The organism is Nostoc sp. CALU 1950 (assembly GCF_051172895.1).
In the GTDB taxonomy this organism is placed as follows: domain Bacteria; phylum Cyanobacteriota; class Cyanobacteriia; order Cyanobacteriales; family Nostocaceae; genus Nostoc; species Nostoc edaphicum_A.
This window is the reverse complement of the sequence record NZ_JBDNJQ010000039.1, coordinates 1-22,025: the sequence shown is the minus strand read 5'-3', so window position 1 is coordinate 22,025 and position 22,025 is coordinate 1. Positions and strand designations below refer to the sequence as shown.

Genomic DNA, 22,025 nt, shown 5'->3' with positions numbered 1-22,025 from the left:
AACGAATTTGGTTTTACTTGACTACTACAGTGATTAGTGGCAGAGAACTTTTAGCTGGGACATGAATAACTCAACCCTGAAAATCTTATTGAGAGCCATAACAAGGACAAATAAAACAGGAGTCAGAATACAGAATTCAGAATACTCTACCCATAAAGGGATGAGTTTTAAGGCAAGAATATTTTAATTTTTTTCGCGCCACTTGCGGGCAAGGTTTTAAAGCAATATTCATTACCCAGTCGGACTCCAATTCATTTCTGAATTCTGAATTCTGACTCCTGAGTTCTTATTATAAAGTGATTATTTTCAAGATTTCACTCAACGAACAAGACTGCCTTTTTTATCCTGTCGCGATCGCATTAGGATTTAATGTACATCTGTGCTTACCGTAGGTTCATTTTCGTAAAATTTACTTTTTTTAAGAGTTGTTCCTGAAAATTTAATTTTTAATTACTATTTATTTCTGGAGTAAGAGGTTATTTCTCAAACTCAGAACTAGGATCTAACCTAAGAGATGTTCCTCACAAAATCTATTCCAAATCTATTCTCAAACTCTCTCCAGGGAAAGAACTCTTTATGCCTGTGATTTTTTAAGCTGTTATTAGCCAAGTCACATTTTTTAATACCTGAAAGAGCCATGAGTGATAATAAACAACAAAATCAAATTAATCAACCAGTAAGCGAAGATTGGGATTCTCGTGATGAACCAAATGTGAAGGAAAGAAACTTAACCGCGAATCCGGGAGATAGAATTGCTGATGAGCCTCAATCAGTTGAAGAGAAGGCTGAACAGGTAGCTGTTGATGACGTACCAGACATTACAGGCGACAAAATCACAGTCCCGACTTACTTTGTTGTGGATGAAGCCGATGGCGAAAAGAAGGCACTCCACCACGTTAAAGATGCTGAAGAGATTTCTGATGTAATTCGGGAAGCGCGAGTTGACGAAAATGGAAATCGAGTTTGGTGGTAGTTCTTTATTGAAGATGCCAAGAGGCGGAGAAGTTATCAAATACTCTCTCCGTTTCTTAGTGTCTCCCACCCACTGGGTCTTTTTTGGTAAAGTTAGTCTATGAATTCACACAATTAGAATGTATGTGAAAATTCTCCCACCATAAAGGATGATGGTAAATGTCATTTTTTTCCATAGCATCAGTATATAGATAATGACTTTCGATTAGTTAAGAGTCAACGAGAAGCTACACAGCGACCAAGTTATAGGACTCATATTTGATTTCTGAAAAACTCAGTACAACTAAGAAGCCTTCTTGACTATTGCCTATTGCCTGCCTACGCAAATTAGTTCAGAAATCAAAGCGGATTCCTATATAAAATTGTTGTTTGCAAACCGTTGAACTAACAATATTTATGAATCTTATGCCCTCAATACAACAGCAAGTTACTTCCAGCGACAGCTACAACTACCTGCTATTCTTACCTGATGGGCTACGCTCCAAGGGAGGCGATGTCTACGACGGGCTACGCCTACGCAACGAAACACAACAGCCACTTTTACCAACAATCCTATTTTTACACGGTGCGGGTGAACGAGGTTCTGACTTAGATGACGTGAAAAAGCAAGGCGTTGCCCAGATTGTCGAGAAGCAACCGGATTTTCCCTTTATTGTCATTTCTCCCCAATGTCCGCGTGGTGAATATTGGAATGTAGAAAGATTGAGCGCCCTTTTAGATGAGGTTATCTCATCCTATCCTGTTGATCCAAATCGGGTTTACCTGACCGGCTTAAGCATGGGTGGTTACGGAACATGGCATTTAGCAGCAATGCAGCCCGAAAGATTTGCTGCGATCGCGCCCATCTGTGGCGGTGGTAACCCACAAGCAGCACGTAAGTTGAAAAATCTTCCCGTGTGGGCATTTCACGGAGCTAAGGATAATGTCGTCCCCTTAAGCGAGTCGGAAATCATGGTTTCTGCACTAAAAGCCCGGAATGGGAATGTAAAATTTACAGTTTACCCAGAAGCCAATCATGACTCGTGGACGCAGACATATAACAATCCAGAACTTTATGACTGGTTTTTACAGCATCCACGGCAGCAGGCTGTAGTTTAAAGATATTTTTATCTGCATTGAAATACACCTAAATTAAATCAGAATCTTTAGTTGTATCAGCGTTTATTTCGCTCTGGATTTTTGCAACTTCCTTTCCTATCTCTTCGGGTGAAAACTCGGTTTTTTTGTCTGTAGTCTAAGCTTTTGATATACTTAATCTAGTGGATAATGCGTTACTTTCATTTTTCCATCTGAACCACTAAGTCCATTGACTTACTCAATAATTGACACAATTTGTAACTCAGCTTCTAATTGCTCAATTGTTGGCAAATTACCTTGCAAAGCTTCCGGCAAAGTATCTTTTAGCTGATACACCGAAACGCCAATCGGCTTATGCATATCACGCAGAGAGTATTCCGCAATTACCTTATTTTTGCTCTTACATAAAATCATCCCAATAGTAGGCTGATCATCAGGGTGCTTCAACAAATCATCCACTGCACTAACATAGAAATTCATTTTGCCAGAATACTCTGGCTTGAACTCTTCAATTTTCAGGTCAATAACTATATAGCAGCGTAAACGCAAGTGGTAAAACAATAAATCAATATAAAAATCTTCACCGCCAACTTCAAGATGATATTGACTACCTACAAAAGCAAAACCAACTCCTAACTCTATTAAAAAATCGCGGATATGGTTGATTAAAGCACGTTCCAAATCGCGCTCTAGAAAATCTTCCCCTAAATTGAGAAAATCAAAAGTGTAGGGATCTTTCAACAATTGCTGTGCTAATTCTGATTGTGGTTGAGGGAGAGTGCGATTAAAGTTGGTGGTTGCTTTACCCTGACGGTGATACAACTTACTTTCAATCTGGTGGACTAAAACATTCCGACTCCATCCATGCTGGATAGTTTGTTGTACGTACCAAAGACGTTCCTCTGGGGATTTGAGCTTTTCCAACAAAGCAAGGTTGTGATACCAACTAATTAGTGCAAGCACCTCTTGCACTAATTGCTCATCTGGATATGCTTCGGCAAATGCCCGCATATACTTGAGGTTGCGAACCGAAAAACCCTTCATCTCTGGAAAAGCTTTCTGCAAGTCAGCCGCCAGACGAGTGATCACTTTTGCGCCCCAACCCTGTTGATGTTGGCGATTTAGAATATCTCGCCCAATTTGCCAGTAGAGTAATACTAATTCTTTATTGACTGCAACTGCTGCCCGTAATTGAGCGCTAGAAATTCGTGTTTTTAGTTCAGTTAAAAACTCTTCATAACCGATAATATCAGATGAGTCCCTTCGTGAAACTTCGGATTTATCATCTCTAGGCATAAAAAAGAATTAACGCTACCTCTATATTGCCAGCATCACGCAAAATTTTGCTAACCAAATTTTGGTATCAATACTTGTCGGTTAAGGGGAAAAGGGGAAGGGGAAAGGGGAAAGAAAAAACCTTTAACCTTTACCCCAAACCCAATGCCGAGTTAAAAATGCAAAACCCGAGCAGTATTGATTTTGGTATCAGATACAGATATACAATAATCCGACGTTATAACAGTATTTTTGCTGCATTGATGGCAAAAGGCTGTGAGTTGAATTTACCAAGATTTACGCAAAGAATATTGGCACAACTTCAACATATTTTCATGAAAAATATTTTTTAGCATCCAAAAATTAAAAGTTTTAAGAAGTCGTTACTTGCACCTTTGACATCAGAGTATATAGCTTCAATAATGTTCTTACGTAAAAATCCGTAGTCATATAGGATTCCTATTTGATTTTTGCTAAATATACTGAGAGCGAAAACCTGATCAGGCTATCTCTCGGTTAGCTTGGCTTTGACAAATCAAATGGGATCGCTATATAAACTGGCATTAATAGGGTTGCATTATGCTTTTCTCGAATTCAACAACCAGCTTAAAAACTCGCCCAAAAAATAATAAAAAAGGTACACTTTTTTGGACTCAAAGTAACATTTTTCTGATCACTGGATATTTAATAACTCTACCGATTTGTACATTGATAACTTTATCCTTATTATTGCCCTTATTCACTGCTAGCTTATTCGCTCCCATTGGAAATTTGTACCACTCTACATCGATTCCTTGGATAGATGATGCATCTGAATGTGAATATACGGGGAGAAACTGGCGCGATCGCAAGTGTTGGGATAATGAACACAGTCCCATGTTCTGAATGGAGATTGCATTCAATTGCATTCAGAGGGTATGCAAATCATCAAAACAATTGCCTAATTTGACAAAACAGGCTACTTCTCTCTATCTAGCTTCTCTTGGATAGCTTGACGACAAAATTCTGGAGGGTCGTCTTTAGCTTTCACTTCTTCCTTCATCTTTTCAGTAGCGCGGAAGCTGATAGTAGTTGATAGCGGTTCTTCTCTTTCTGTGGTGAAATTTTTTAGATTTTCTGGGTTCCCTTTAGGATTAGGCATTGTTGAGAAATATAAATAAAGCTTGAACTGTGTGTAAACGAGCGAATAGAGTTTTAAATCGATGGTGTTACCGTCTGACAAACCAGTTCACCACCGATTCCCACTTTTACAAGAGGTAACTCTATTTTATGTTCACACGCACAGAATTAGAAGTTAAAAGCTTGAGAGCGTTACGCGATTTATGCCTGATACAGTACGGCATCCAAGCAATTGGAAACCCTGCTGATAAGGCATCCTACATTAACGCACTCCTGACCTTCCCTGTTGTCGCCTGCAAGCAAGTATCAGAGAATAAAGGATTGAAGTCTCCTATATTCTCTCAAGTAGAATCTACTAGAAGCAGCACTAGAGGCTATGGGAACACCTACACCAGAACAGTCTGCATTACTCAAAGTGACGATGGAAGGAAGAAAGTTAGAGTACCCAGCGCGGTACAGTCAAGAGAAGCTATTTGGACTGTATCGGGTTAAATGGCATCTGGATACAGCACTAGAGATCCTGGGAATGCTTTAAATCCTAGTTAGTCCCCGACATCCTCGAAGCGGGGACTTTTTATATCCTTAGTGTCCAGAATTGTTAGAGTATTATTTGAGCGTTTAAGAGAGAGTGAAGGCTGAAAGTATTGATATTATGTCGATTTATCGTAATCTGCAAGAAACTCACTTAAATCGTGCCCGCGCCAGTCTTAGACAAGCGCTGTCTTGGTATGGATATCTTCGTAAGTCAGGACAGTTATCATCTAACCCAGAATTGGTAGGTTTGGTGAAACCAGAATTGGAAACTTTGAACGCCACACTCAACAAACTGGATTCTAAAGTCATTAGAATTGCCGTCTTTGGTTTGGTGAGTCGGGGAAAGTCAGCAGTTTTAAATGCCTTACTGGGAGACAAGATTCTGCAAACTGGGCCCCTAAACGGTGTCACTCAATGGCCGCGTTCCGTCCGCTGGCAGCCCGGTGGCAAGGTACTAGTAGAGTTAATTGATACCCCTGGCTTAGACGAAATTGAGGGTGAGTCACGGGCAGATATGGCACGTGAAGTAGTACATCAGGCGGATTTGATTTTGTTTGTCGTGTCTGGTGATATCACGCGCACTGAGTATCAAGCACTGTTGGAATTGCGTAAATCACAAAAACCCTTGATTTTAGTGTTTAACAAAATAGACCTTTATCCAGACACAGATCAGGGAGCAATTTACCAAAATTTGCAACAACTGGGTGCAGGGAATCCTCAAGCGAAGCCTCTACTACCTGATGAAATTGTGATGGTGGCAGCGGAACCAGCAGCAATGGAAGTGCGGGTTGAGTGGCCTGATGGGCGTGTCAGTTATGAATGGGAGACACCACCACCGCAAGTAGAGGAACTCAAAGAGACAATTCTGAACATTCTGAATCGGGAAGGGCGATCGCTTCTCGCGTTAAATGCACTCATCCAAGCACGGGATGCAGAAGCCGCGATCGCTCAAAAAACCATCGACTTACGCGAACAAGAAGCTGAAGAAATCATTTGGCAATTTACCAAATATAAAGCTTTGGCAGTTGCGTTAAATCCCATCGCCTTCTTAGACATCCTTGGCGGAACTGTTGCCGATTTAGCTTTAATTCGCGCTCTAGCTAGATTGTATGGTTTGCCAATGACGAGCTACGAAGCCGGGAAAATTTTAAAAACGATTTTATTTAGTTCTGGTGGCTTGCTACTGGGGGAATTAGGTAGTAGTTTTCTTTTAGGTTTAGGTAAAAGTACTGCTGCAATCACCAGTGGTGACAATCCCACTAATATTACTGCTTTTGCTGGTAGTGCGATCGCTCAAGCTGGTATTGCCGGTTATGGCGCATATTCCGTTGGCAAGGCCGCTCAGGTGTACCTCGAAAAAGGCTGCACTTGGGGACAGTTAGGCGCTAGCAGCGTCATTCAAGAAATTCTCTCTCAAGTTGACCAAAATACAATTCTGTATCGCTTGCGACAAGAGTTAGGCATAAAATATTGAGAATAAATAAGAATTATTAAGCATTTGTTACCGTTTATAAGTGTTTATCAACTTCTATCAAACTCTTCTGACAATTGACTGACATTCCGAATTTGGGATGCAAGATTAAGGGTACAGGTTACAGGGTAGAGGTTATAGGAAATAGAAACTATCCCCTATCCCAATACAGTTCAGATAAGACCAAAACACTTGTAGAGACGGCGATTTATCGCGTCTCGAAAACCCAAAATTTTCTACAGCCCTTAACTGAACCGTATTGTCCCCTATCCTCTAATATTTCTCTGTGTAAATTAAAGGTGAAATTATCATGACAACTACCCTAAAATTTGAAACTGCTGGGGCGACAAATCTTGAAGAAGCGATTACTGAAGCCATTACCGAAGCCCGGACAACTTGTGAGCTAGATGGTAGTGATTCTGCTGGTTGTGCCGTAGCCTGGGACATTGTGGAAGAATTACAAGCTGAAAAAGCTGATCAACAGCAAGCAAAATCAAAGAAAACCTCTTTGGAAAATTACTGCGATCGCCATCCAGATTCCGTAGAGTGCCTAATCTACGACGTTTAATAAGAGAGAATTCAGGAGTCAGGAGTCAGAATTCAGGATGAATTGGAGTCTGAGTACAGATGAATATGTGGGTTAAAGTCTCCCACTAATTGATTCTGAATTCTGCATTCTTCTTTAACTTTTCCGTAAATCAGTTGTTGCTGATTGTGTTATTTGCTTAATTGCCTCTAAATCAGGTGGTGGTGTTTCACTTTCCATTCCCAACCACAAAAGATATTCGATATTCCCAGCCGGGCCAGTGATCGGCGACCAAGTTAAGCCTTTGTATTTCCATCCTAATTCGTGGGCTGCTTGCAACACCTGGAAAATTGCATCAGCTTGGTCATTTGGATCGCGCACAACGCCTTTTTTACCCACACGGGATCTGCCAACTTCAAATTGTGGCTTGACTAACAATACAGCTTCTCGGTTAGCTTGAGTTAGTTGCCACAAAGCAGGCAGAATCTTAGTTAAAGAAATAAACGATACATCCACCACCGCCAAATCAGGAACCGAGTCATGTTCTCTATATAACTCATCCGGTCGTAGTTGCCGTAAATTGGTGCGTTCCCGCAAAATCACCCGCGGATCATTTCGTAACCGCCAGTCAACCTGCCCGTAACCGACATCAATACCGTAAACTTGTTTTGCTCCAGCTTGTAAGAGACAATCAGTAAAACCACCAGTAGAAATCCCACCATCTAAACAAATGCGCTCTGCTATGGGAATGGCAAATACTGACAAAGCTTTCGAGAGTTTTTCACCGCCTCTAGAAACAAAAGGCGATCGCTCTTTAATATTTATTTGAGCTGCAATATCAACTTCAGTACCAGGTTTATCAACTAACTGCTGATTAACAGTAACTTCCCCCGCCTGAATTAGCCGTTGTGCTAAGGCGCGAGAAGAACATAAATTTAGTTCTACTAATAGTGTATCGAGTCGCTGTTTAGCCAATTAACTAGACTCTCCTGGTAAGATTAAAGTCAAAGCACGATTGATAACTTCTTCTTGGTTGACCAGCTTTTCTAATTCTTGGGCTTCATAACGACCTTCTTCTACTTCTAGGGAAGCTTCATCAATGGCGTTTAAATAGGCTTCTGCTAAGGTTTCTAACAATTCTTTTGGCGTGAGATAGTAGCCCCCAGCTTTGCGCCGCTTATTTTCCCGTTGAATTTCCCGAACTGAATTCCGAATTGATACTTCCCAAGAGCGAGTCGTGCAATTTTCAGCTTGTTGTTTAATCAAATGCAACAGCAAAATCACTGCATAGCTACGAATCGTCTTGATGATATCATTTCGGCTCATTTCCTCTAATTCTTCAACTATAATCAATGCTCCTTGAACATCGCCTTTAACAAGCAAGTCTTTCAGAGTTAATAATTCTTCCATAATCAGCGCCTCAAACATCGGCAACTTCTATTGTGGCTTATAGCGGTTCTAGTCCATAGTTCTAGTTCCTACCCAGGAATAGGTAAAATCTTCATGGGGACTAGGCGATCAGAGTTTCAATCAAACAAATTTTGGAATCATCCAACTACCGAGGGGCACTCGGAAAGTTAACGCTTGAGGAGAGAACCACCTCTGGGTTAGATACCGCAAGGGGTCTAACCTAAGTGGACTCGTTGAATCAAGAATCCCTGCACCTTCAGGTCAGGGAGCGTCAATCCTATACTATTAAGAATTAGCTGACCAAAGCGTTCGGAAAATATACCTTCATAAACTCGCTTGGGAACTGCTAAATAAAGTTGGCGTTTTGGTTGTAGTTCTTTAAGCACACTGCGATAAACTTCATACTGTCCTACAGCTTCCTGGAGGTCATTCACGGGAGAAGGACTCAGAAAACTTTTGATTTCAACAGCTATTTTTTGATCGTCTCTCTACGCAGCAATGGTAACTTTTTCTGCTCCAATATGTACGTAAAGTTCTCTACCCCCGTATGCAAGGTATAAGGGATCGTTGGTTATTGTCCAACCATCTGCTACAAGTGCTTTAATGACTGCGGCGTGGTAGATGTCTCTGGCTGGCATTAGTCGAAAGATAGCTCTAAAAACACAGCTTTAATCTCACAAAACTATTTTACAGAGGCGCGATGTTACCATCTGGCGGCGAAAAATTAAATAAAGCCCTTTTCAAAGCCTGGTATGGTTCATAAAAAAGCGATCGCTCTTTTCCCAACACAGACAAAAGTGCGATCGCTATTTATAATTCTTGTGGGGCAGACACCTTGCCCACTTAAAATCTAAATATCTATCTCGCTCAACTCGCGTGTGATGTGATCAAATGGTTCATCTACAAAAGCAGTATTAACCACACCTGCTGCTGCTACTTGCTCCTTAATCAGATCCTTGAGAATCTGAATACCGCGAACAGTAGGCCCAATAGGCACTCCTAGAGAATTATAAGTTTCTCGCAGCCCTTGTAGCACACGCTCATCCAATACATTTGTATTTCCAGCAACCAACGCATAGGTAGCGTAGCGCAAGTAGTAGTCTAAATCCCGCAGACAAGCCGCATAACGACGAGTTGTATAAGAATTTCCACCAGGACGAATCAATTCTGGCAGTTCTTCATATAACTTCAAACCAGCTTGCTTGACAAGTGCAGCCGCATTAGAATTTATCGCCGCCGCCGCTTGGACTCGGACTGTACCACTGTCAAAGTAAGACTTCAGGCTATCGATCGCATTCCGGTCAAAATACCGACCAGCTAAGTCATAATTCTTAATTAAACTTGTTACCGCATCGCGCATTCCTTCTTCTCCCAATCATTGCTATTTATGGTTTGATATTTATTTGGCTGCACTTATGCACCAGTAAATTTTTGTGCTATTAAAAATAGATTCGGCACAAAAACGATCTATCCACTACATAAGGATTTTATGTCAAAGTTGACCCCTATATGATGAACTTTCCAGTTTTGTGCAGATGAACGCTGAAAGGTTAATATAACCTGATAATCCAGATATCTGTAGTACAAGCTACAAAATCCGCTAATGTCTAGTATTTAAGATATTTCTGGTGTGTCACGGCCTGATTGAGATCAGCAGGGTTAGGATGCTTTGGAAGATTCTGGTTTACTTTAGAAAATTGGTAGAGAAGGAGTAACAATGACAACACCACAAGAACTCTTGAAGAGAATTCAAGATGAAAAAATTCAGCTGATTGATCTCAAATTCATCGATACAGTAGGGACTTGGCAGCACCTCACACTGTACCAGAACCAAATCGATGAGACTGCATTCACTGATGGCGTAGCTTTTGACGGTTCCAGCATTCGGGGTTGGAAAGCGATCAACGAATCGGACATGACGATGGTACTCGACCCCAACACTGCTTGGATCGACCCATTTATGGAAGTCCCAACACTAAGTATAATTTGTAGTATTAAAGACCCCCGCACGGGTGAACCGTACAACCGTTGCCCACGCGTTATTGCCCAAAAAGCAATAGATTACTTGGTTTCCAGTGGTCTTGGTGATACAGCCTTCTTTGGCCCTGAAGCTGAGTTCTTTATCTTTGATAGTGCTAGGTTTGCCCAAACTGCTAACGAAGGCTACTATTTCTTAGACTCCGAAGAAGGTGCTTGGAATTCCGGTAAAGCCGGTACAGATGAAAAACCCAACTTGGGTTACAAACCACGCTTCAAAGAAGGTTACTTCCCAGTCGCACCGACGGATTCTTTCCAAGATATCCGTACAGAAATGCTGTTGACAATGGCAGAATTAGGTGTGCCTATTGAAAAGCATCACCATGAAGTTGCTACTGGTGGTCAGTGCGAACTAGGTTTCAAGTTTGGCAAGTTGATCGAAGCGGCTGACTGGTTGATGATTTACAAATATGTCATCAAGAACGTTGCCAAAAAATATGGCAAAACCGTCACCTTCATGCCAAAACCGATTTTTGGCGATAACGGTTCGGGAATGCACTGTCACCAGTCCATCTGGAGAGACGGACAACCTCTGTTTGCAGGTGATAAGTATGCTGGTTTGAGCGATATGGCGTTGTACTACATTGGTGGTCTTCTCAAGCACGCACCAGCGCTGTTGGCAATTACCAACCCCAGCACCAACTCATACAAGCGCTTAGTACCTGGTTATGAAGCTCCTGTTAACTTGGCTTACTCCGAAGGGAACCGTTCTGCTTCTATTCGTATTCCTCTATCTGGTAAGAATCCCAAAGCCAAGCGTTTAGAATTCCGTTGTCCAGATGCTACATCTAACCCCTACTTGGCATTTGCTGCAATGCTTTGTGCTGGTATCGATGGCATCAAGAACAAAATCCATCCTGGTGAACCCTTAGATAAGAATATCTATGAACTCTCTCCAGAGGAGCTTGCAAAGGTTCCCTCAACTCCAAGTTCTTTAGAACTGGCATTGCAAGCACTAGAAAACGATCACGGTTTCTTGACAGAATCAGGCGTATTCACGGAAGACTTTATCGAAAACTGGATTGACTACAAGCTTAACGAAGCCAAGCAGTTACAGCTACGTCCTCATCCCTACGAGTTTTACCTCTACTACGATGCTTAATTAAGAGTCGTATCTAACTAAAAAGTAATAAGTTTTGCCACCCTAAAGTAGAGGGTGGCTTTTTTTTCAGACTTGTCAGTTGAGACATTTACTCAAAAAATCCAGCTTAGAATTCCTGAAACTTAGCTCATGGAAGCATGGCTGGGGCCATAAATCATCCGACTGCTAGCATCCACCTTGCCTTGAATTGGGTTCCAGTAGTGAGATACTTCTTCAGGAAGACCTAGTTCTTGTGCCGCCCGCATCAGCATTGATTGTTGGCGATTCTTGACTTGCTGATGTTCACGCACCATTAATGCACGAGATTTATCTGCGATAGACATAACCATACTCCTCTTTATTTTGTGAATATATAATTTTTGTTCCTTCACATCAACTAATATAACAAAAATTCTGTAACATAAGCTACTTTTTACAAAAATTTATATTTGCTTTTGCTCACAATATCAGGTGTTTTTCCCAAAAGCCAAAAAAATCCTCTCAATCCACCTTTTATGACTAAAATCATCTGCCCTCAGATTTGTTTAATCTCAAAAAACACACCATTCCCAAGAGAGAACATTTACTTGTTACTTTTATTTACATTTAAAAGGTCTGATACTTAAGTTCAACTCAAGTGATTAATTTTTGTAACTGTTACTGTTTTTTTCGGTGATGGTACGCAAACACAGCAGTTGCAAAAAACTAAGTTACCATGAAATAAAGATTTACAAAAATTTACATAAATTATGACAGTTACCTACCCACGTAAATTTCAGAATGTTTTGAGTGCCAGAGATGTATTGAAACGGGTGGTGTGCGATCGCGAAATCCATCTAATTACCCTCAACCGCTACCGTTATAGTGAACAACGCAGTTGCAAAGACCTGACTGATTTAATTGAGCAACTGAATGGACAGCCACGGGAACTGGTGCGGGACTTGTCTCACCACATCTCAGATGAAGCTCGTCATGCAATGTGGCTAACTGATTTGTTGGCAGAACTGGGAGCAGATATTGGCAAGCCACCAGGTTCCTCCTATATCAATGAATTTGAACGCCTACTCGATAGCGAACAACAAGATCCAGTTCAAAACCTCGAAGATTTTGTGATTTCTTCCCTTGCCGCAATTAACGTCACCGAAAAACGGGGCTGTGAATATTTTTCTGCTCACATTTATGCACTCAAGCAAGGAGTGCAAACGGCAGAAAACATCAAAATTCGGGAAACTATTGAAAAAATTCTCCCAGAAGAAGCAGGACATGTCCGCTGGGGTAATCGTTGGCTAGGAGAACTTGCGCGTAAAAGTCCAGAAAATCAGCAAAAAGTAGAGCAAGCCAAGCGAAAATATACCGCAATTGAACAAGCGGCATTTGAATCAGGAATGGATATCACTTTGGGCGCAGAACTACGGCGAGTTGCCAACTTGGTGGAAGTGGCAAATACCATGCCACTTTGGCAACGTCCCCAATATCTGATGGAACGCTTACCCCAGACTTTGCTAGCGCCTGAGTTGCAATTTACTAGGATTCAGGCTGCACAAAAAGCTTGGCAGCGAGATCCACAGATGTTTATTGAGAAGTTTGTGCCAATGTTCCTCAACGGCATTCAGGGAAGAGAAAATAACCGCCAGAAAACAACTGTTTAAAAGGGAGTGGGCATTGGGCATTGAAAAGAGGCAGAGGGGCAGGGAGCAGAAAGAAAGAGGTAATTTTTATTCTCCACCTTGCCCCCTACTCCCCTAAACCTTCCTCATCTCCCCTCTCCCTTTTCTTTAAGTAAAATTCATCTAAAAAGGCCAAATGCAAAATTTTGCATCTGGCCTTGGGTGTAGAATAATTAAAATGACTAAGATGATCTAGCAGATCCTTCTTAATATTTATTTTGTCGGGAGCTATCTGTGGGGAAAACGAACCAGAGTGCAAGAGTAGGTCAGGAATAGTAAGATTTGTTGCCAAGTGCAAGAAACTTATATTACTTATGCAAATCAATGCGCTAGTTCAGATCAGAGGAAAGGAAAGAGATTTTATGCTTCGGCAAAGGACGCTAAACAGGCGTCGGAGCGAAGATCAATTACTTGCTGATGTAGATAACCAGCTAGGCAATATATTAAGAAAAAAACCTATTGGGGAATAAAGTGAAGTTGCCTTAAGACTGTTTCCTCAACAAGCAAAATGTCTGAATTAAATGTGCTTTAGATTAACTGATAGCCTAAATAACATCTATTTCTAGAGCAATTGAGGATGAGACGCAGAGCTTCCCACCGAATATGAGCAACAGTTGTGTAGCTTTTGAGGAGTTGGTAATGCTGTTGATCAAGGCACTGAATTTGATTTGCGTTTTGATCGGCAGGATTGATGCCAACTATATATACAAAGCTTGCAGTTGAAATACTAAGCGATCGCTGAAGATTTTCGTGTGTCAACTGTATATATCTCTGTCAGAAAAGCTGTGTAAAAGATGTTAGCACAACATCCTGTTTTCTGGTAATTTTGTTCCTTTAATAAAAAAGGTATTACCCTACAGTAGTTAAACCACAGCATAGATATTTCGGAATTTTTGTGTCACTTCTCTACGCCCACTACCGCGATGACGTGGCGCATCATCTGGATTTTGTTCAGATGCCGCCGAGAGCCACTGTTCCGAAGTAGGCGTGGAAGGCAGCGCTGTTGATAAGTGATTGACCATTGCTTGGCAGTTAGAAGCTAAGGGGCCGAACACCAGACTCGATACTAAAAGTGAAATGGCAGCACGCATAGCAGATGTCTATTTTGGAACTCTCCACTTCACTGATACTTAGCTTTTTAATGAATATCCGGACAATTAATCAAAAAGTATTCTGTTTTACTGAAAATAAACTCTTCTTATCCTCCGTTTAAATGTTCGACTAATAACCAATTGCCAGAGTGATTATGACGACCCCACAATGTAACTAATTGTTCGTGGGGATAAGCGCGTAATTGCTCGTCGATATGCGATCGCAAAGTCACAAGCTGCCAATTTTGCCCTTGATATGCATCTGGTGCTGTGACAGTAAATCTGTATTCCTGTTGATCCAAGCAGGAAAGAATACCTTTGAAACAGTTACTTTCCCGAATTGATGCCTTGTCAAAAGCAGAGTTAGGGTACTCATTCCCCGATGGGAAAGGGCAATAACCACTAGCTGGATAGGCTTGTGGGTTATTTAAGTAATACAGTTGCCAGTGCAGCCAATCCGAACGATTGGGTGGAAGATTAAAGAAAGGAATAATTGCTGTTTTTGAGCGATTATCTTCCAATAAGGCTGTTTGTAGTGCCCTAATAGGTAAATCCCTCGGCTGGCAGTTTAACTCAACACACATGGCCGCCGCCATCCCTGCTGCTTGACCAATGCCCATAACCACAGGTTGTAATCTGGTGGCGCCATTGGCAATGTGGGAGACAGAAATATTCTTTTCACATACCAAAAAACCATCTGTGGTGGCTGGAATAAGACAACTGTAGGGAATTGTAAAGGGAGTCCCAGTCCAGCGTCCCCCCCAACGGATAGATTTTGGTTGCAGTGGAAATTGAACGCCAGGATAATGATGGTCATTGGCGTAATTACCAACTGCGATTGCATCATTAGATATAGATGCAACTCTACCTTCAGCGATCGGCAAAATATCCTGTTCTCGGACAGTAGTTAGCCCCACTAAACGGCGGCTTTCCCGGTAATAGGGATGTAATGCAAAAGCTGTAGAGGTGTGAGGAAATACTTTTTCTGCTAAACCATAGCGACGACCAAGCTGATTTTGGATAAAATGGGCAAAATTTTGGCTGTGCCAGCGAGATTCTTGGATGAATTCACCTCTGGATACATCTGACTCTATCAGCCGCCCTACTCCTTGGACGTAGTCATTGCCACAGATTGGCCAATTAATCATGAAGCGATCGCCAGGTAAGCGTCCATAATTCAAAAACGTCTCTGCTCCATAGCCATCCCAAGCACCTGTAAACTCGGATGGATTATAGTTAGGGGCAGCCGGAATTTCTGGTGCAATCGCTTCACCAAAATCTTGCATAATCACTACATAAGTGGGCGCTTGCACAGGATATTTCTGAGTTAAAGAGTTAAAAGTCACTGGGGCACTGGGTTCTCCCCACTGCGATCGCAATTCCCAGCCCCAACGATAAGGTATTTCAGCTAAAGCTAATAAATCTCCTAATTCTGTGCCATCAAGAATAATTTTGGCTGTGACAGCAAAATCAGCAAAGCGCACACCAGTAATCGAATCACCTTGGCGGAACACATCTATTGGCACTTGTCCAGAAATCCAGTGCAGATTGGGTAATTCCTGCACCCAATCTGCAAAAATCTCTGCCCCAATCTGGGGATCGTAACTAAAAAAGCTTACCCAACTGTTATCTAATCCTCCCGGCTGTCGTTGTCGCAATTCCTGCAAAAATGCACTCCATAACCCGGTTTGAAAAGCTTCTAATTCATTGCCATCTGGTACAGACACTCCAGCCGAAGTTAGCATTCCTCCCAACCAAGGAAATTCACTCACCAAAATGGTTTTGGCTCCCCGTCGCGCTGCTTGGATAGCAGCCGCAGTCCCTCCAGTTCCCCCACCGACAACTAAGACATCAGCTTTATATGTCTGATTAACCATCACTTAACCTCACTGGAGTTTTGACATATTCTCCCCAGATAGCTTGGCATCAGACAAGATAATTTATTTCATTTTTCGGATATTTCGTTTATGTAGTGTGTATTATAAGATAGTGAATATAAGTGACGGCGTAACGCCCCACAAAACAGAGGGAGGAAGTAAGTAACCACGATGTCTAAGCATAGCGTGCTTTCAGAGTCTGTAATATCTCCACAGCTAGAAGCTCAATCTATCGAACTGGAGCGCATACTGAGCGTTAAAGGTTCCCAGGCAAAACTGGTAGGGGCTAACGGAGAAAAAATTACCATTCCTGAACCGATTTATCAAGTACTACTTCAAGTTGTCCACGCAATGGCATCAGGTAAGGCTATATCTATAATTCCTCAACAACAGGAATTGACGACACAACAAGCGGCCGAATATCTGAACGTCTCACGTCCCTACCTGATCAAGTTATTAGAACAGGGTGACATTAATTACATTAAGGTGGGTTCGCATCGCCGGGTTCGTTTTGATGATTTAATGAAATATAAACAACACCGAGACACCAAGCGCCGAGAAGGTTTGAAGGAATTCACTCAATTTCTGCAAGATGAGGGGTTCTATGATGAGGAAAGTAGCAAAGTAGACTAACAAGATGCTTTCTTTCTCTGTTGTTCTAGACTCCTGCGTTATCTACCCCATGCCTCTGTGTGATACCTTATTCCGTGCTGCCGAAGCAGAACTTTACGAAATTCATTTTTCACAAGAAATTCTAGAAGGTGCTACTCGCAATCTTGTAAAGAAGGGAAAGATGACAGATGCCAAGGCTGCACGCTTTCAAGAAATGCTCAAGATACATTTTCCTGAAGCAATAGTGGAAGTACCAGAACATCTAGTTGCATCAATGACAAATCATCCAGGTGATTACCATGTTGTCGCTGCTGCTATAGTTGCGAAGGCAAAAGTGATTGTTACTGCTGATTTAGATGACTTTCCAGCAGAAGCTTTAAAGCCTTGGGATATTGAGGCTTGGCATCCAGATGATTTTTTGGTTTATCTTAATGACCAATTCCCAGGAAAAATGATTCAAGTAATTCGGCAGCAATCAGAGGATCTCAAAAACCCTCCGATGACCATTGTTGAATTGCTGGATAAGTTAGAAAAAAATAATGTTACAAAATTTGCTGGTAGTATTTGCTTCCATGAATATTCTGATGTAATCGTGCAAATTGCCAAAACAACTTTGAAGAGTAAATTTGCAAGAATAGCACCAGAGGGTGGTCGATATTTTGAGGGTGAACGGTATCGACTCTGGCAGAATCGGGAAGTTTTAACAATTACTGCCAAGGACAACCGAGGAGAGATTCTGCGGTTTCAGAATGGGGAAATTCAAGGAAAGCTCTCATCAGAGGATATCAAGGCATTCCAACTATTTGAACAAAGCTTAGAGCAACAATTAGAACAGACTAAAACAGAGAAATCCCAAACCTAATAGCTTAACGTTGCTGCTAATGTTACATCTAGTATCGTTGAGCGGGGAAAAACCAACGTGAAAGCACAGGTATTTAGAGGCGTCAATCAACTCTCTTACGAAGATATCCCAGTTCCAATCCTGGAACCAGATGAAGTGCTGGTACAGGTGCGGGTTGTGGGATTGTGTCAGTCAGATATAAAAAAAATTCGTTATCCGCTATATGAACCGCCGCGCATTTTTGGACATGAAACTGCTGGCACGATCGCAGCATTAGGCAATAATGTCAAAGGTTGGCAAGTTGGACAACGGGTAGCAGTGATGCACCACATCCCTTGTATGCGTTGCGCCTACTGCCTAAATGATAATTTCTCTATGTGTGATGTTTACAAAAACATATCCACAACCGCAGGCTTTAACGCCAGTGGTGGCGGTTTTGCTGATTATGTTAAGGTTCCCGGACATATTGTGGAAAATGGTGGGTTAATTCCCATCCCGGATAATATCAGTTTTGAAGAAGCGAGTTTTGTAGAACCAACTAACTGCTGCTTGAAGGCTGTGAAAAAAGCCCAAATTGCTCCAGGACAAACTGTGTTAGTTACTGGTGCTGGGCCAATTGGGTTAATGTTCATTATGTTGGTGAAGTATTTTGGAGCAAAAGCGATCGCTACCGATTTACTACCCTCTAGAATTGAAAAAGCTTTGAATGTCGGTGCAGAGGCGGCTTTTGATGCCCGTGATCCCGATTTACCTGCCAAAATCTCTGCCTTAACTGGTGGACTAGGTGTTGACGTTACCTTGTTGGCTGTTCCTAGTGAAAAAGCTTTCTTTCAAGCACTCGATTGTACCCGCAAAGGTGGCAAAATTCTATTTTTCGCAGAATTCCCTGATGAACTAGAAATTGCCATCAACCCTAATATCCTCTATCGTCGGGAAATTGATTTGATGGGCAGTTATAGTTCATCTTATCGGCTTCAGAATTTATCAGCTGATATTGTATTTAATCAGCGAATTGACGTACAAGCATTGATTAGCGATCGCTATCCATTAAAAGATTTATCAGCTGCTGTAGAGCAAGCGATCGCACCCACTGCGGAAACTTATAAAATATTGATTTATCCGTAAGTTCACCCTAAAAAGCTCAAGTTTCATCCCAATACGGTTAGGTTAAGATAAATCATCACAAAGACGCGATGAATCGCCGTCTCTACAATAATCAGTCTTTGTAGAGACGGCGATTTATCGCGTCTCTTGCCTTAACCGAACTCTCCCACTCTCCCCTTGTCCCCAACAAAATGCTTATTACCTTACCTCTCGTAGCTCTACTAGCTTTCTACGTCGCCTGGAATCTCGGAGCAAACGATGTCGCTAACGCGATGGGAACCTCTGTAGGTTCCAAAGCCGTTACCCTCAAACAAGCGATAATAATTGCTGGGGTATTAGAGTTTACGGGTGCTGTGTTGTTTGGACATGAGGTAACGGAAACTCTCGCAACGAAAATTGCTAATCCCGCCTTATTCGCAGCTACACCCCAAATATTCGTTACTGGGATGGTAACGGTACTAATTTCTTGTGGTGTGTGGTTGCAAATTGCTACATCACGCGGTTTACCAGTCTCATCTTCTCATGCAGTTGTTGGTGCGATCGCTGGATTTAGTTGGGTAGCTTTGGGAGCAGGTGCAATTGATTGGTCATCAATTGGCTTCATCACCATTGGCTGGATTTTGACACCATTAATTAGTGGTGCGATCGCCGCTTTATTTTACAGTCAAATCAAGCACTGGATTTTAGATCAACCTAATCAAGTAGTCCAGTTACAAGAATGGATTCCCTGGTTGAGTACTGCTCTGCTAGGTGTATTCGGCGTGATTGTATTACCATCTCTGACTGAACCGCTCACCAATTTTGTAATTGAGCAAGTTGGTTTCAACATCCCCGCTTACGACATTCCACTGTTAACCGGTTCAGTAGCAGCAGTTGGACTCACAATCATTAGTTGGCGACAGTTAAAAGAGACGCAAGAAGTGTTTCTCACTTCCCAATCCCTAATCCCCAGTCCCCATTACCCCTTATCCCCAGAGGGGGCCCCACCATCCCCAATCCCCAATCCCGTAGAAAAAATATTCGGACGATTCCAACTACTAAGTGCTTGCTTCGTAGCCTTTGCTCATGGTTCTAATGATGTGGGAAATGCGATCGCTCCTTTAGCTGCGATCGTTTACATCAATCGCACTGGTAGCGTACCTACTGATGGTATTACTATCCCCCTGTGGATTTTAATTCTTGGTGGTGCTGGTATTGTTGGTGGTTTAGCTGTCTGGGGTAAAAAAGTCATCGCTACCATTGGCGAAAACATCATTGCCTTGCAACCTAGTAGTGGATTTTGTGCCGAACTTGCAACTGCTACCACCATCCTCATCGCCTCACGGCTAGGTTTACCAGCCTCAACTTCCCACGCTCTCGTCGGTGGTGTAGTTGGTATTGGACTAGTACAAAATATCAAGTCGATTAAGTTTCAAACACTAAAAGGCATTGCCGCCGCATGGCTAATTACAATCCCCGTGAGTGCTGTTCTTAGTGCTGCCATTTTTAGCATCGCCCGGATTTTATTCTTCTAAGAATTATCGAAACAGAATACATGCGTCAGTCGCCAGAATTCAGAATAAATTTTGTGCGACTGGTGGATAGCGCAGCGGTAGCGAGTCATCGAGCGTCGCGTCTGAATCCAGGGGTTTAAGACCCCCACTAAATCAAGGCTTTAGTGGTCAACAAGACAGTGGCGGGTCTGAATTCTGACTCCTGAATTCTGACTCCTGAATTCTTCTTCAATAATATTTTCCTAACTTTTTCCTCTACCGCATTTACTCAAAGTAAAACCTAGACTGCAACAACGCCAAAAAAGCGTGTTTTTGCAGAATTGCTGCTCATTCATTTAGAATGTTGTGCAGGGGATAGCGTAACTTTGAATTTCCACAGAAAGATACTTTAATCTCCATTTAGAGATATAAACTGTCACACAAGTTACATTCCACACAAATTTACAGCTAGTTTCGCAAGTCAGACAATTTGGTGGCGATAGGGTACGCATCTGCAAGTCTTTGACAATTATTATTGGCAGCAAAACAATAAATATTTATTTGGAGTGAGATTTATTTCAAAGTAAAAATCTCATTGGCAAATATATTGATGAAAATTAAGCTGGCCAAAAATAAAAAAAGTCTTAGTTCAAGGGACTTTCAGTGGTGGTGATAATTCAAAAATCTAAAACCTAAAATCCAAAATCGAATGGATAAATACTTGTAAATGCTGAAGAGAATACGGTGTACTAAGCCGTGGAGCAAACTTGATACTTTGCCAACCTGTGTCTAGTATGACAGAATTACGTTGAAATGCGGAAGTGCTGTTAAAATTTTTAATTTATCTGACAAAATACAGGAAATTAGGATGACCGCCAATAAAGTGTACCGGAAGCAGCTTTATCGTCAAGGTGTTAGAGGTTAGAAGCTAATGGGGCGATTCGAGAAGCAACCAGAAAATCCGAGAGTCAGAGGCGAACTATCCAGAGCAGCGGAAAATGCTCTTTGGGCTGTAGTTGAAGACTTAGAAAATCTTCAGCAGAATGTTCTCAGAGCCTTGCAGGAAGACGTAAAGCGGCTTCAGTCAGAAAAAAATCGGTTATCTGATGAGATTCAAAGCTTGGTAGAGGAAAAAGAGCATTTACAACAAGTGCGCCAAATCACTGAGCAGCAAGTGTTAATTCGTCAGCTGGCAGAAGTTCTGGCAAAACATATATCTTCACAACTGCAATCCTCTCTGGCAACTTTAGCTAACCAAAACATAGAGGGCAAATCTTACGAACAAGCTGCGCTGAAGTCTGCTGAAGTGAGCAGCAATGTAGTAGGTGAAATCAATGAAAAAGTCGAACACATGTTTGACAGTCTGGATGATACCGTTACTGTTACCTTTAACTCGCTGCAACAAGAGCTAAAAAACTATCAAAGTAATCTTTCCCAGCAGTTGTCACGGATGTACAGCCAGCAGCAGCAAGGCGAAACGATTTTGACGGAATTTGTTAATCGGCTGCATGGAGAACTAGAAAAAACTATAGAAGAAACTTCACGTAAACCAGCAACATCAGGTATACCTACTGTTTTGCAGTTTACGGAGCCAGAAAAAAACAGTTCTTTTCAGACATCCCCCCCACCGTCTAGCGAAGTAGTAAGAAATTCCCCTGAGCCAATTTCCCCAATCCAGAATAAATTTTTAGAAAGGGAAACACCGCCAGAGGCGACGGTTGTTAGAGAAACCGCCGCGAACCCAATTTCTATTCCCAGCAAAGATTTGTCGCAAAGGGAAACACCGCCAGAGGCGACGGTTGTCAGAGAAACCGCCGCGAACCCAATTTCTATTCCCAGCAAAGATTTGTCGCAAAGGG

20 protein-coding genes and 2 pseudogenes are annotated in these 22,025 nt (G+C 41.9%); 12 read left to right on the top strand and 10 right to left on the bottom strand.

Annotated elements, in window-relative coordinates; genetic code table 11:
• Positions 1 to 637: 637 nt before the first annotated feature.
• Together ABF638_RS13280 and ABF638_RS13275 are read left to right on the top strand one after the other, a co-directional pair.
• Positions 638 to 973, top strand: a complete 336-nt coding sequence (locus ABF638_RS13280; protein ID WP_435023152.1) for a hypothetical protein — start codon at positions 638 to 640, stop codon at positions 971 to 973.
• A gap of 395 nt (positions 974 to 1,368) precedes the next feature.
• Positions 1,369 to 2,070, top strand: a complete 702-nt coding sequence (locus ABF638_RS13275) for a prolyl oligopeptidase family serine peptidase (protein WP_435023151.1) — start codon at positions 1,369 to 1,371, stop codon at positions 2,068 to 2,070.
• Between the two features lie 213 nt (positions 2,071 to 2,283).
• On the opposite strand, the gene ABF638_RS13270 is transcribed toward ABF638_RS13275, so the two are convergent.
• Positions 2,284 to 3,345 carry a PDDEXK nuclease domain-containing protein gene (locus ABF638_RS13270; RefSeq protein ID WP_435023150.1) on the bottom strand — a complete coding sequence of 354 codons (1,062 nt, stop codon included), beginning with the start codon at positions 3,343 to 3,345 and terminating at the stop codon, positions 2,284 to 2,286.
• 937 nt (positions 3,346 to 4,282) lie between these two features.
• Positions 4,283 to 4,465 carry a hypothetical protein gene (locus ABF638_RS13265; RefSeq protein WP_181929162.1) on the bottom strand — a complete coding sequence of 61 codons (183 nt, stop codon included), beginning with the start codon at positions 4,463 to 4,465 and terminating at the stop codon, positions 4,283 to 4,285.
• A gap of 128 nt (positions 4,466 to 4,593) precedes the next feature.
• On the opposite strand from ABF638_RS13265, the gene ABF638_RS13260 reads away from it, so the two are divergent.
• From ABF638_RS13260 to ABF638_RS13250, 3 genes are all read left to right on the top strand, one after another.
• Positions 4,594 to 4,935, top strand: coding sequence for a hypothetical protein (locus tag ABF638_RS13260; protein WP_435023149.1), 342 nt, complete (start codon positions 4,594 to 4,596; stop codon positions 4,933 to 4,935).
• 160 nt (positions 4,936 to 5,095) lie between these two features.
• Positions 5,096 to 6,451 carry a GTP-binding protein gene (locus ABF638_RS13255; RefSeq protein WP_435023148.1) on the top strand — a complete coding sequence of 452 codons (1,356 nt, stop codon included), beginning with the start codon at positions 5,096 to 5,098 and terminating at the stop codon, positions 6,449 to 6,451.
• A 307-nt stretch (positions 6,452 to 6,758) separates the two neighbouring features.
• A complete protein-coding gene (locus ABF638_RS13250) occupies positions 6,759 to 7,016 on the top strand; it encodes a Calvin cycle protein CP12 (protein WP_435023147.1) in 258 nt (85 codons plus the stop codon).
• Positions 7,017 to 7,130: 114 nt separating this feature from the next.
• Here the strand turns inward: ABF638_RS13250 and ABF638_RS13245 are convergent, their stop codons facing one another.
• From ABF638_RS13245 to apcB, 4 genes and pseudogenes are all read right to left on the bottom strand, one after another.
• Entirely contained in the window at positions 7,131 to 7,949 is an 819-nt protein-coding gene (locus ABF638_RS13245) for a TlyA family RNA methyltransferase (protein WP_435023146.1), read from the bottom strand.
• Positions 7,950 to 8,384 (bottom strand): DUF29 family protein, encoded by a 435-nt coding sequence (locus tag ABF638_RS13240; RefSeq protein ID WP_435023145.1) that lies wholly within the window; start codon positions 8,382 to 8,384, stop codon positions 7,950 to 7,952.
• 215 nt (positions 8,385 to 8,599) lie between these two features.
• A pseudogene (locus ABF638_RS13235) lies at positions 8,600 to 9,022 on the bottom strand (XisH family protein).
• Between the two features lie 212 nt (positions 9,023 to 9,234).
• Positions 9,235 to 9,744 (bottom strand): allophycocyanin subunit beta, encoded by a 510-nt coding sequence (gene apcB / locus ABF638_RS13230; RefSeq protein ID WP_069071277.1) that lies wholly within the window; start codon positions 9,742 to 9,744, stop codon positions 9,235 to 9,237.
• A 357-nt stretch (positions 9,745 to 10,101) separates the two neighbouring features.
• Here apcB and glnA point away from each other — a divergent pair, with 357 nt between their 5' ends.
• Positions 10,102 to 11,523, top strand: a complete 1,422-nt coding sequence (gene glnA, locus ABF638_RS13225; protein WP_181929153.1) for a type I glutamate--ammonia ligase — start codon at positions 10,102 to 10,104, stop codon at positions 11,521 to 11,523.
• A 122-nt stretch (positions 11,524 to 11,645) separates the two neighbouring features.
• On the opposite strand, the gene ABF638_RS13220 is transcribed toward glnA, so the two are convergent.
• Complete coding sequence (locus tag ABF638_RS13220; RefSeq protein WP_012411649.1) at positions 11,646 to 11,846, bottom strand: hypothetical protein; 201 nt, start codon at positions 11,844 to 11,846, stop codon at positions 11,646 to 11,648.
• Positions 11,847 to 12,251: 405 nt separating this feature from the next.
• Here ABF638_RS13220 and ABF638_RS13215 point away from each other — a divergent pair, with 405 nt between their 5' ends.
• Positions 12,252 to 13,151, top strand: a complete 900-nt coding sequence (locus ABF638_RS13215) for a ferritin-like domain-containing protein (RefSeq protein WP_435023144.1) — start codon at positions 12,252 to 12,254, stop codon at positions 13,149 to 13,151.
• Positions 13,152 to 13,697: 546 nt separating this feature from the next.
• On the opposite strand, the gene ABF638_RS13210 is transcribed toward ABF638_RS13215, so the two are convergent.
• The 3 genes from ABF638_RS13210 to ABF638_RS13200 all read right to left on the bottom strand — a co-directional run bounded on the left by ABF638_RS13210 (position 13,698) and on the right by ABF638_RS13200 (position 16,137).
• Positions 13,698 to 13,928, bottom strand: a complete 231-nt coding sequence (locus ABF638_RS13210) for a hypothetical protein (RefSeq protein ID WP_435023143.1) — start codon at positions 13,926 to 13,928, stop codon at positions 13,698 to 13,700.
• Between the two features lie 104 nt (positions 13,929 to 14,032).
• Positions 14,033 to 14,260 carry a heterocyst-inhibiting protein PatX gene (gene patX / locus ABF638_RS13205; protein WP_069071274.1) on the bottom strand — a complete coding sequence of 76 codons (228 nt, stop codon included), beginning with the start codon at positions 14,258 to 14,260 and terminating at the stop codon, positions 14,033 to 14,035.
• A gap of 107 nt (positions 14,261 to 14,367) precedes the next feature.
• Entirely contained in the window at positions 14,368 to 16,137 is a 1,770-nt protein-coding gene (locus tag ABF638_RS13200) for an FAD-dependent oxidoreductase (protein WP_435023142.1), read from the bottom strand.
• A 171-nt stretch (positions 16,138 to 16,308) separates the two neighbouring features.
• Between ABF638_RS13200 and ABF638_RS13195 the strand changes: the two genes are divergently transcribed.
• The 5 genes and pseudogenes from ABF638_RS13195 to ABF638_RS13175 all read left to right on the top strand — a co-directional run.
• Positions 16,309 to 16,770 carry a helix-turn-helix domain-containing protein gene (locus tag ABF638_RS13195; RefSeq protein ID WP_435023141.1) on the top strand — a complete coding sequence of 154 codons (462 nt, stop codon included), beginning with the start codon at positions 16,309 to 16,311 and terminating at the stop codon, positions 16,768 to 16,770.
• 4 nt (positions 16,771 to 16,774) lie between these two features.
• Positions 16,775 to 17,611, top strand: a complete 837-nt coding sequence (locus tag ABF638_RS13190) for a PIN domain-containing protein (protein WP_435023140.1) — start codon at positions 16,775 to 16,777, stop codon at positions 17,609 to 17,611.
• A gap of 57 nt (positions 17,612 to 17,668) precedes the next feature.
• Positions 17,669 to 18,715: a zinc-dependent dehydrogenase gene (locus ABF638_RS13185; protein ID WP_435023139.1), complete on the top strand. Its 1,047-nt coding sequence runs from the start codon at positions 17,669 to 17,671 to the stop codon at positions 18,713 to 18,715.
• A gap of 170 nt (positions 18,716 to 18,885) precedes the next feature.
• Positions 18,886 to 20,208, top strand: a complete 1,323-nt coding sequence (locus ABF638_RS13180; protein ID WP_435023138.1) for an inorganic phosphate transporter — start codon at positions 18,886 to 18,888, stop codon at positions 20,206 to 20,208.
• An 889-nt stretch (positions 20,209 to 21,097) separates the two neighbouring features.
• Positions 21,098 to 22,025 (top strand): annotated as a pseudogene (locus tag ABF638_RS13175) (hypothetical protein); the annotation flags it as partial.

Coding starts and splice junctions, on each gene's coding strand:
- ABF638_RS13215 (WP_435023144.1), top strand. CDS start 12,252: ATGACAGTTACCTACCCACGTAAATTTCAGAATGTTTTGAGTGCCAGA.
- ABF638_RS13255 (WP_435023148.1), top strand. CDS start 5,096: ATGTCGATTTATCGTAATCTGCAAGAAACTCACTTAAATCGTGCCCGC.
- ABF638_RS13275 (WP_435023151.1), top strand. CDS start 1,369: ATGAATCTTATGCCCTCAATACAACAGCAAGTTACTTCCAGCGACAGC.
- ABF638_RS13280 (WP_435023152.1), top strand. CDS start 638: ATGAGTGATAATAAACAACAAAATCAAATTAATCAACCAGTAAGCGAA.
- ABF638_RS13265 (WP_181929162.1), bottom strand. CDS start 4,465: ATGCCTAATCCTAAAGGGAACCCAGAAAATCTAAAAAATTTCACCACA.
- ABF638_RS13270 (WP_435023150.1), bottom strand. CDS start 3,345: ATGCCTAGAGATGATAAATCCGAAGTTTCACGAAGGGACTCATCTGAT.
- ABF638_RS13195 (WP_435023141.1), top strand. CDS start 16,309: ATGTCTAAGCATAGCGTGCTTTCAGAGTCTGTAATATCTCCACAGCTA.
- ABF638_RS13260 (WP_435023149.1), top strand. CDS start 4,594: ATGTTCACACGCACAGAATTAGAAGTTAAAAGCTTGAGAGCGTTACGC.
- apcB (WP_069071277.1), bottom strand. CDS start 9,744: ATGCGCGATGCGGTAACAAGTTTAATTAAGAATTATGACTTAGCTGGT.
- ABF638_RS13200 (WP_435023142.1), bottom strand. CDS start 16,137: ATGGTTAATCAGACATATAAAGCTGATGTCTTAGTTGTCGGTGGGGGA.
- glnA (WP_181929153.1), top strand. CDS start 10,102: ATGACAACACCACAAGAACTCTTGAAGAGAATTCAAGATGAAAAAATT.
- ABF638_RS13190 (WP_435023140.1), top strand. CDS start 16,775: ATGCTTTCTTTCTCTGTTGTTCTAGACTCCTGCGTTATCTACCCCATG.
- ABF638_RS13250 (WP_435023147.1), top strand. CDS start 6,759: ATGACAACTACCCTAAAATTTGAAACTGCTGGGGCGACAAATCTTGAA.
- ABF638_RS13220 (WP_012411649.1), bottom strand. CDS start 11,846: ATGTCTATCGCAGATAAATCTCGTGCATTAATGGTGCGTGAACATCAG.
- ABF638_RS13180 (WP_435023138.1), top strand. CDS start 18,886: ATGCTTATTACCTTACCTCTCGTAGCTCTACTAGCTTTCTACGTCGCC.
- patX (WP_069071274.1), bottom strand. CDS start 14,260: ATGCGTGCTGCCATTTCACTTTTAGTATCGAGTCTGGTGTTCGGCCCC.
- ABF638_RS13240 (WP_435023145.1), bottom strand. CDS start 8,384: ATGGAAGAATTATTAACTCTGAAAGACTTGCTTGTTAAAGGCGATGTT.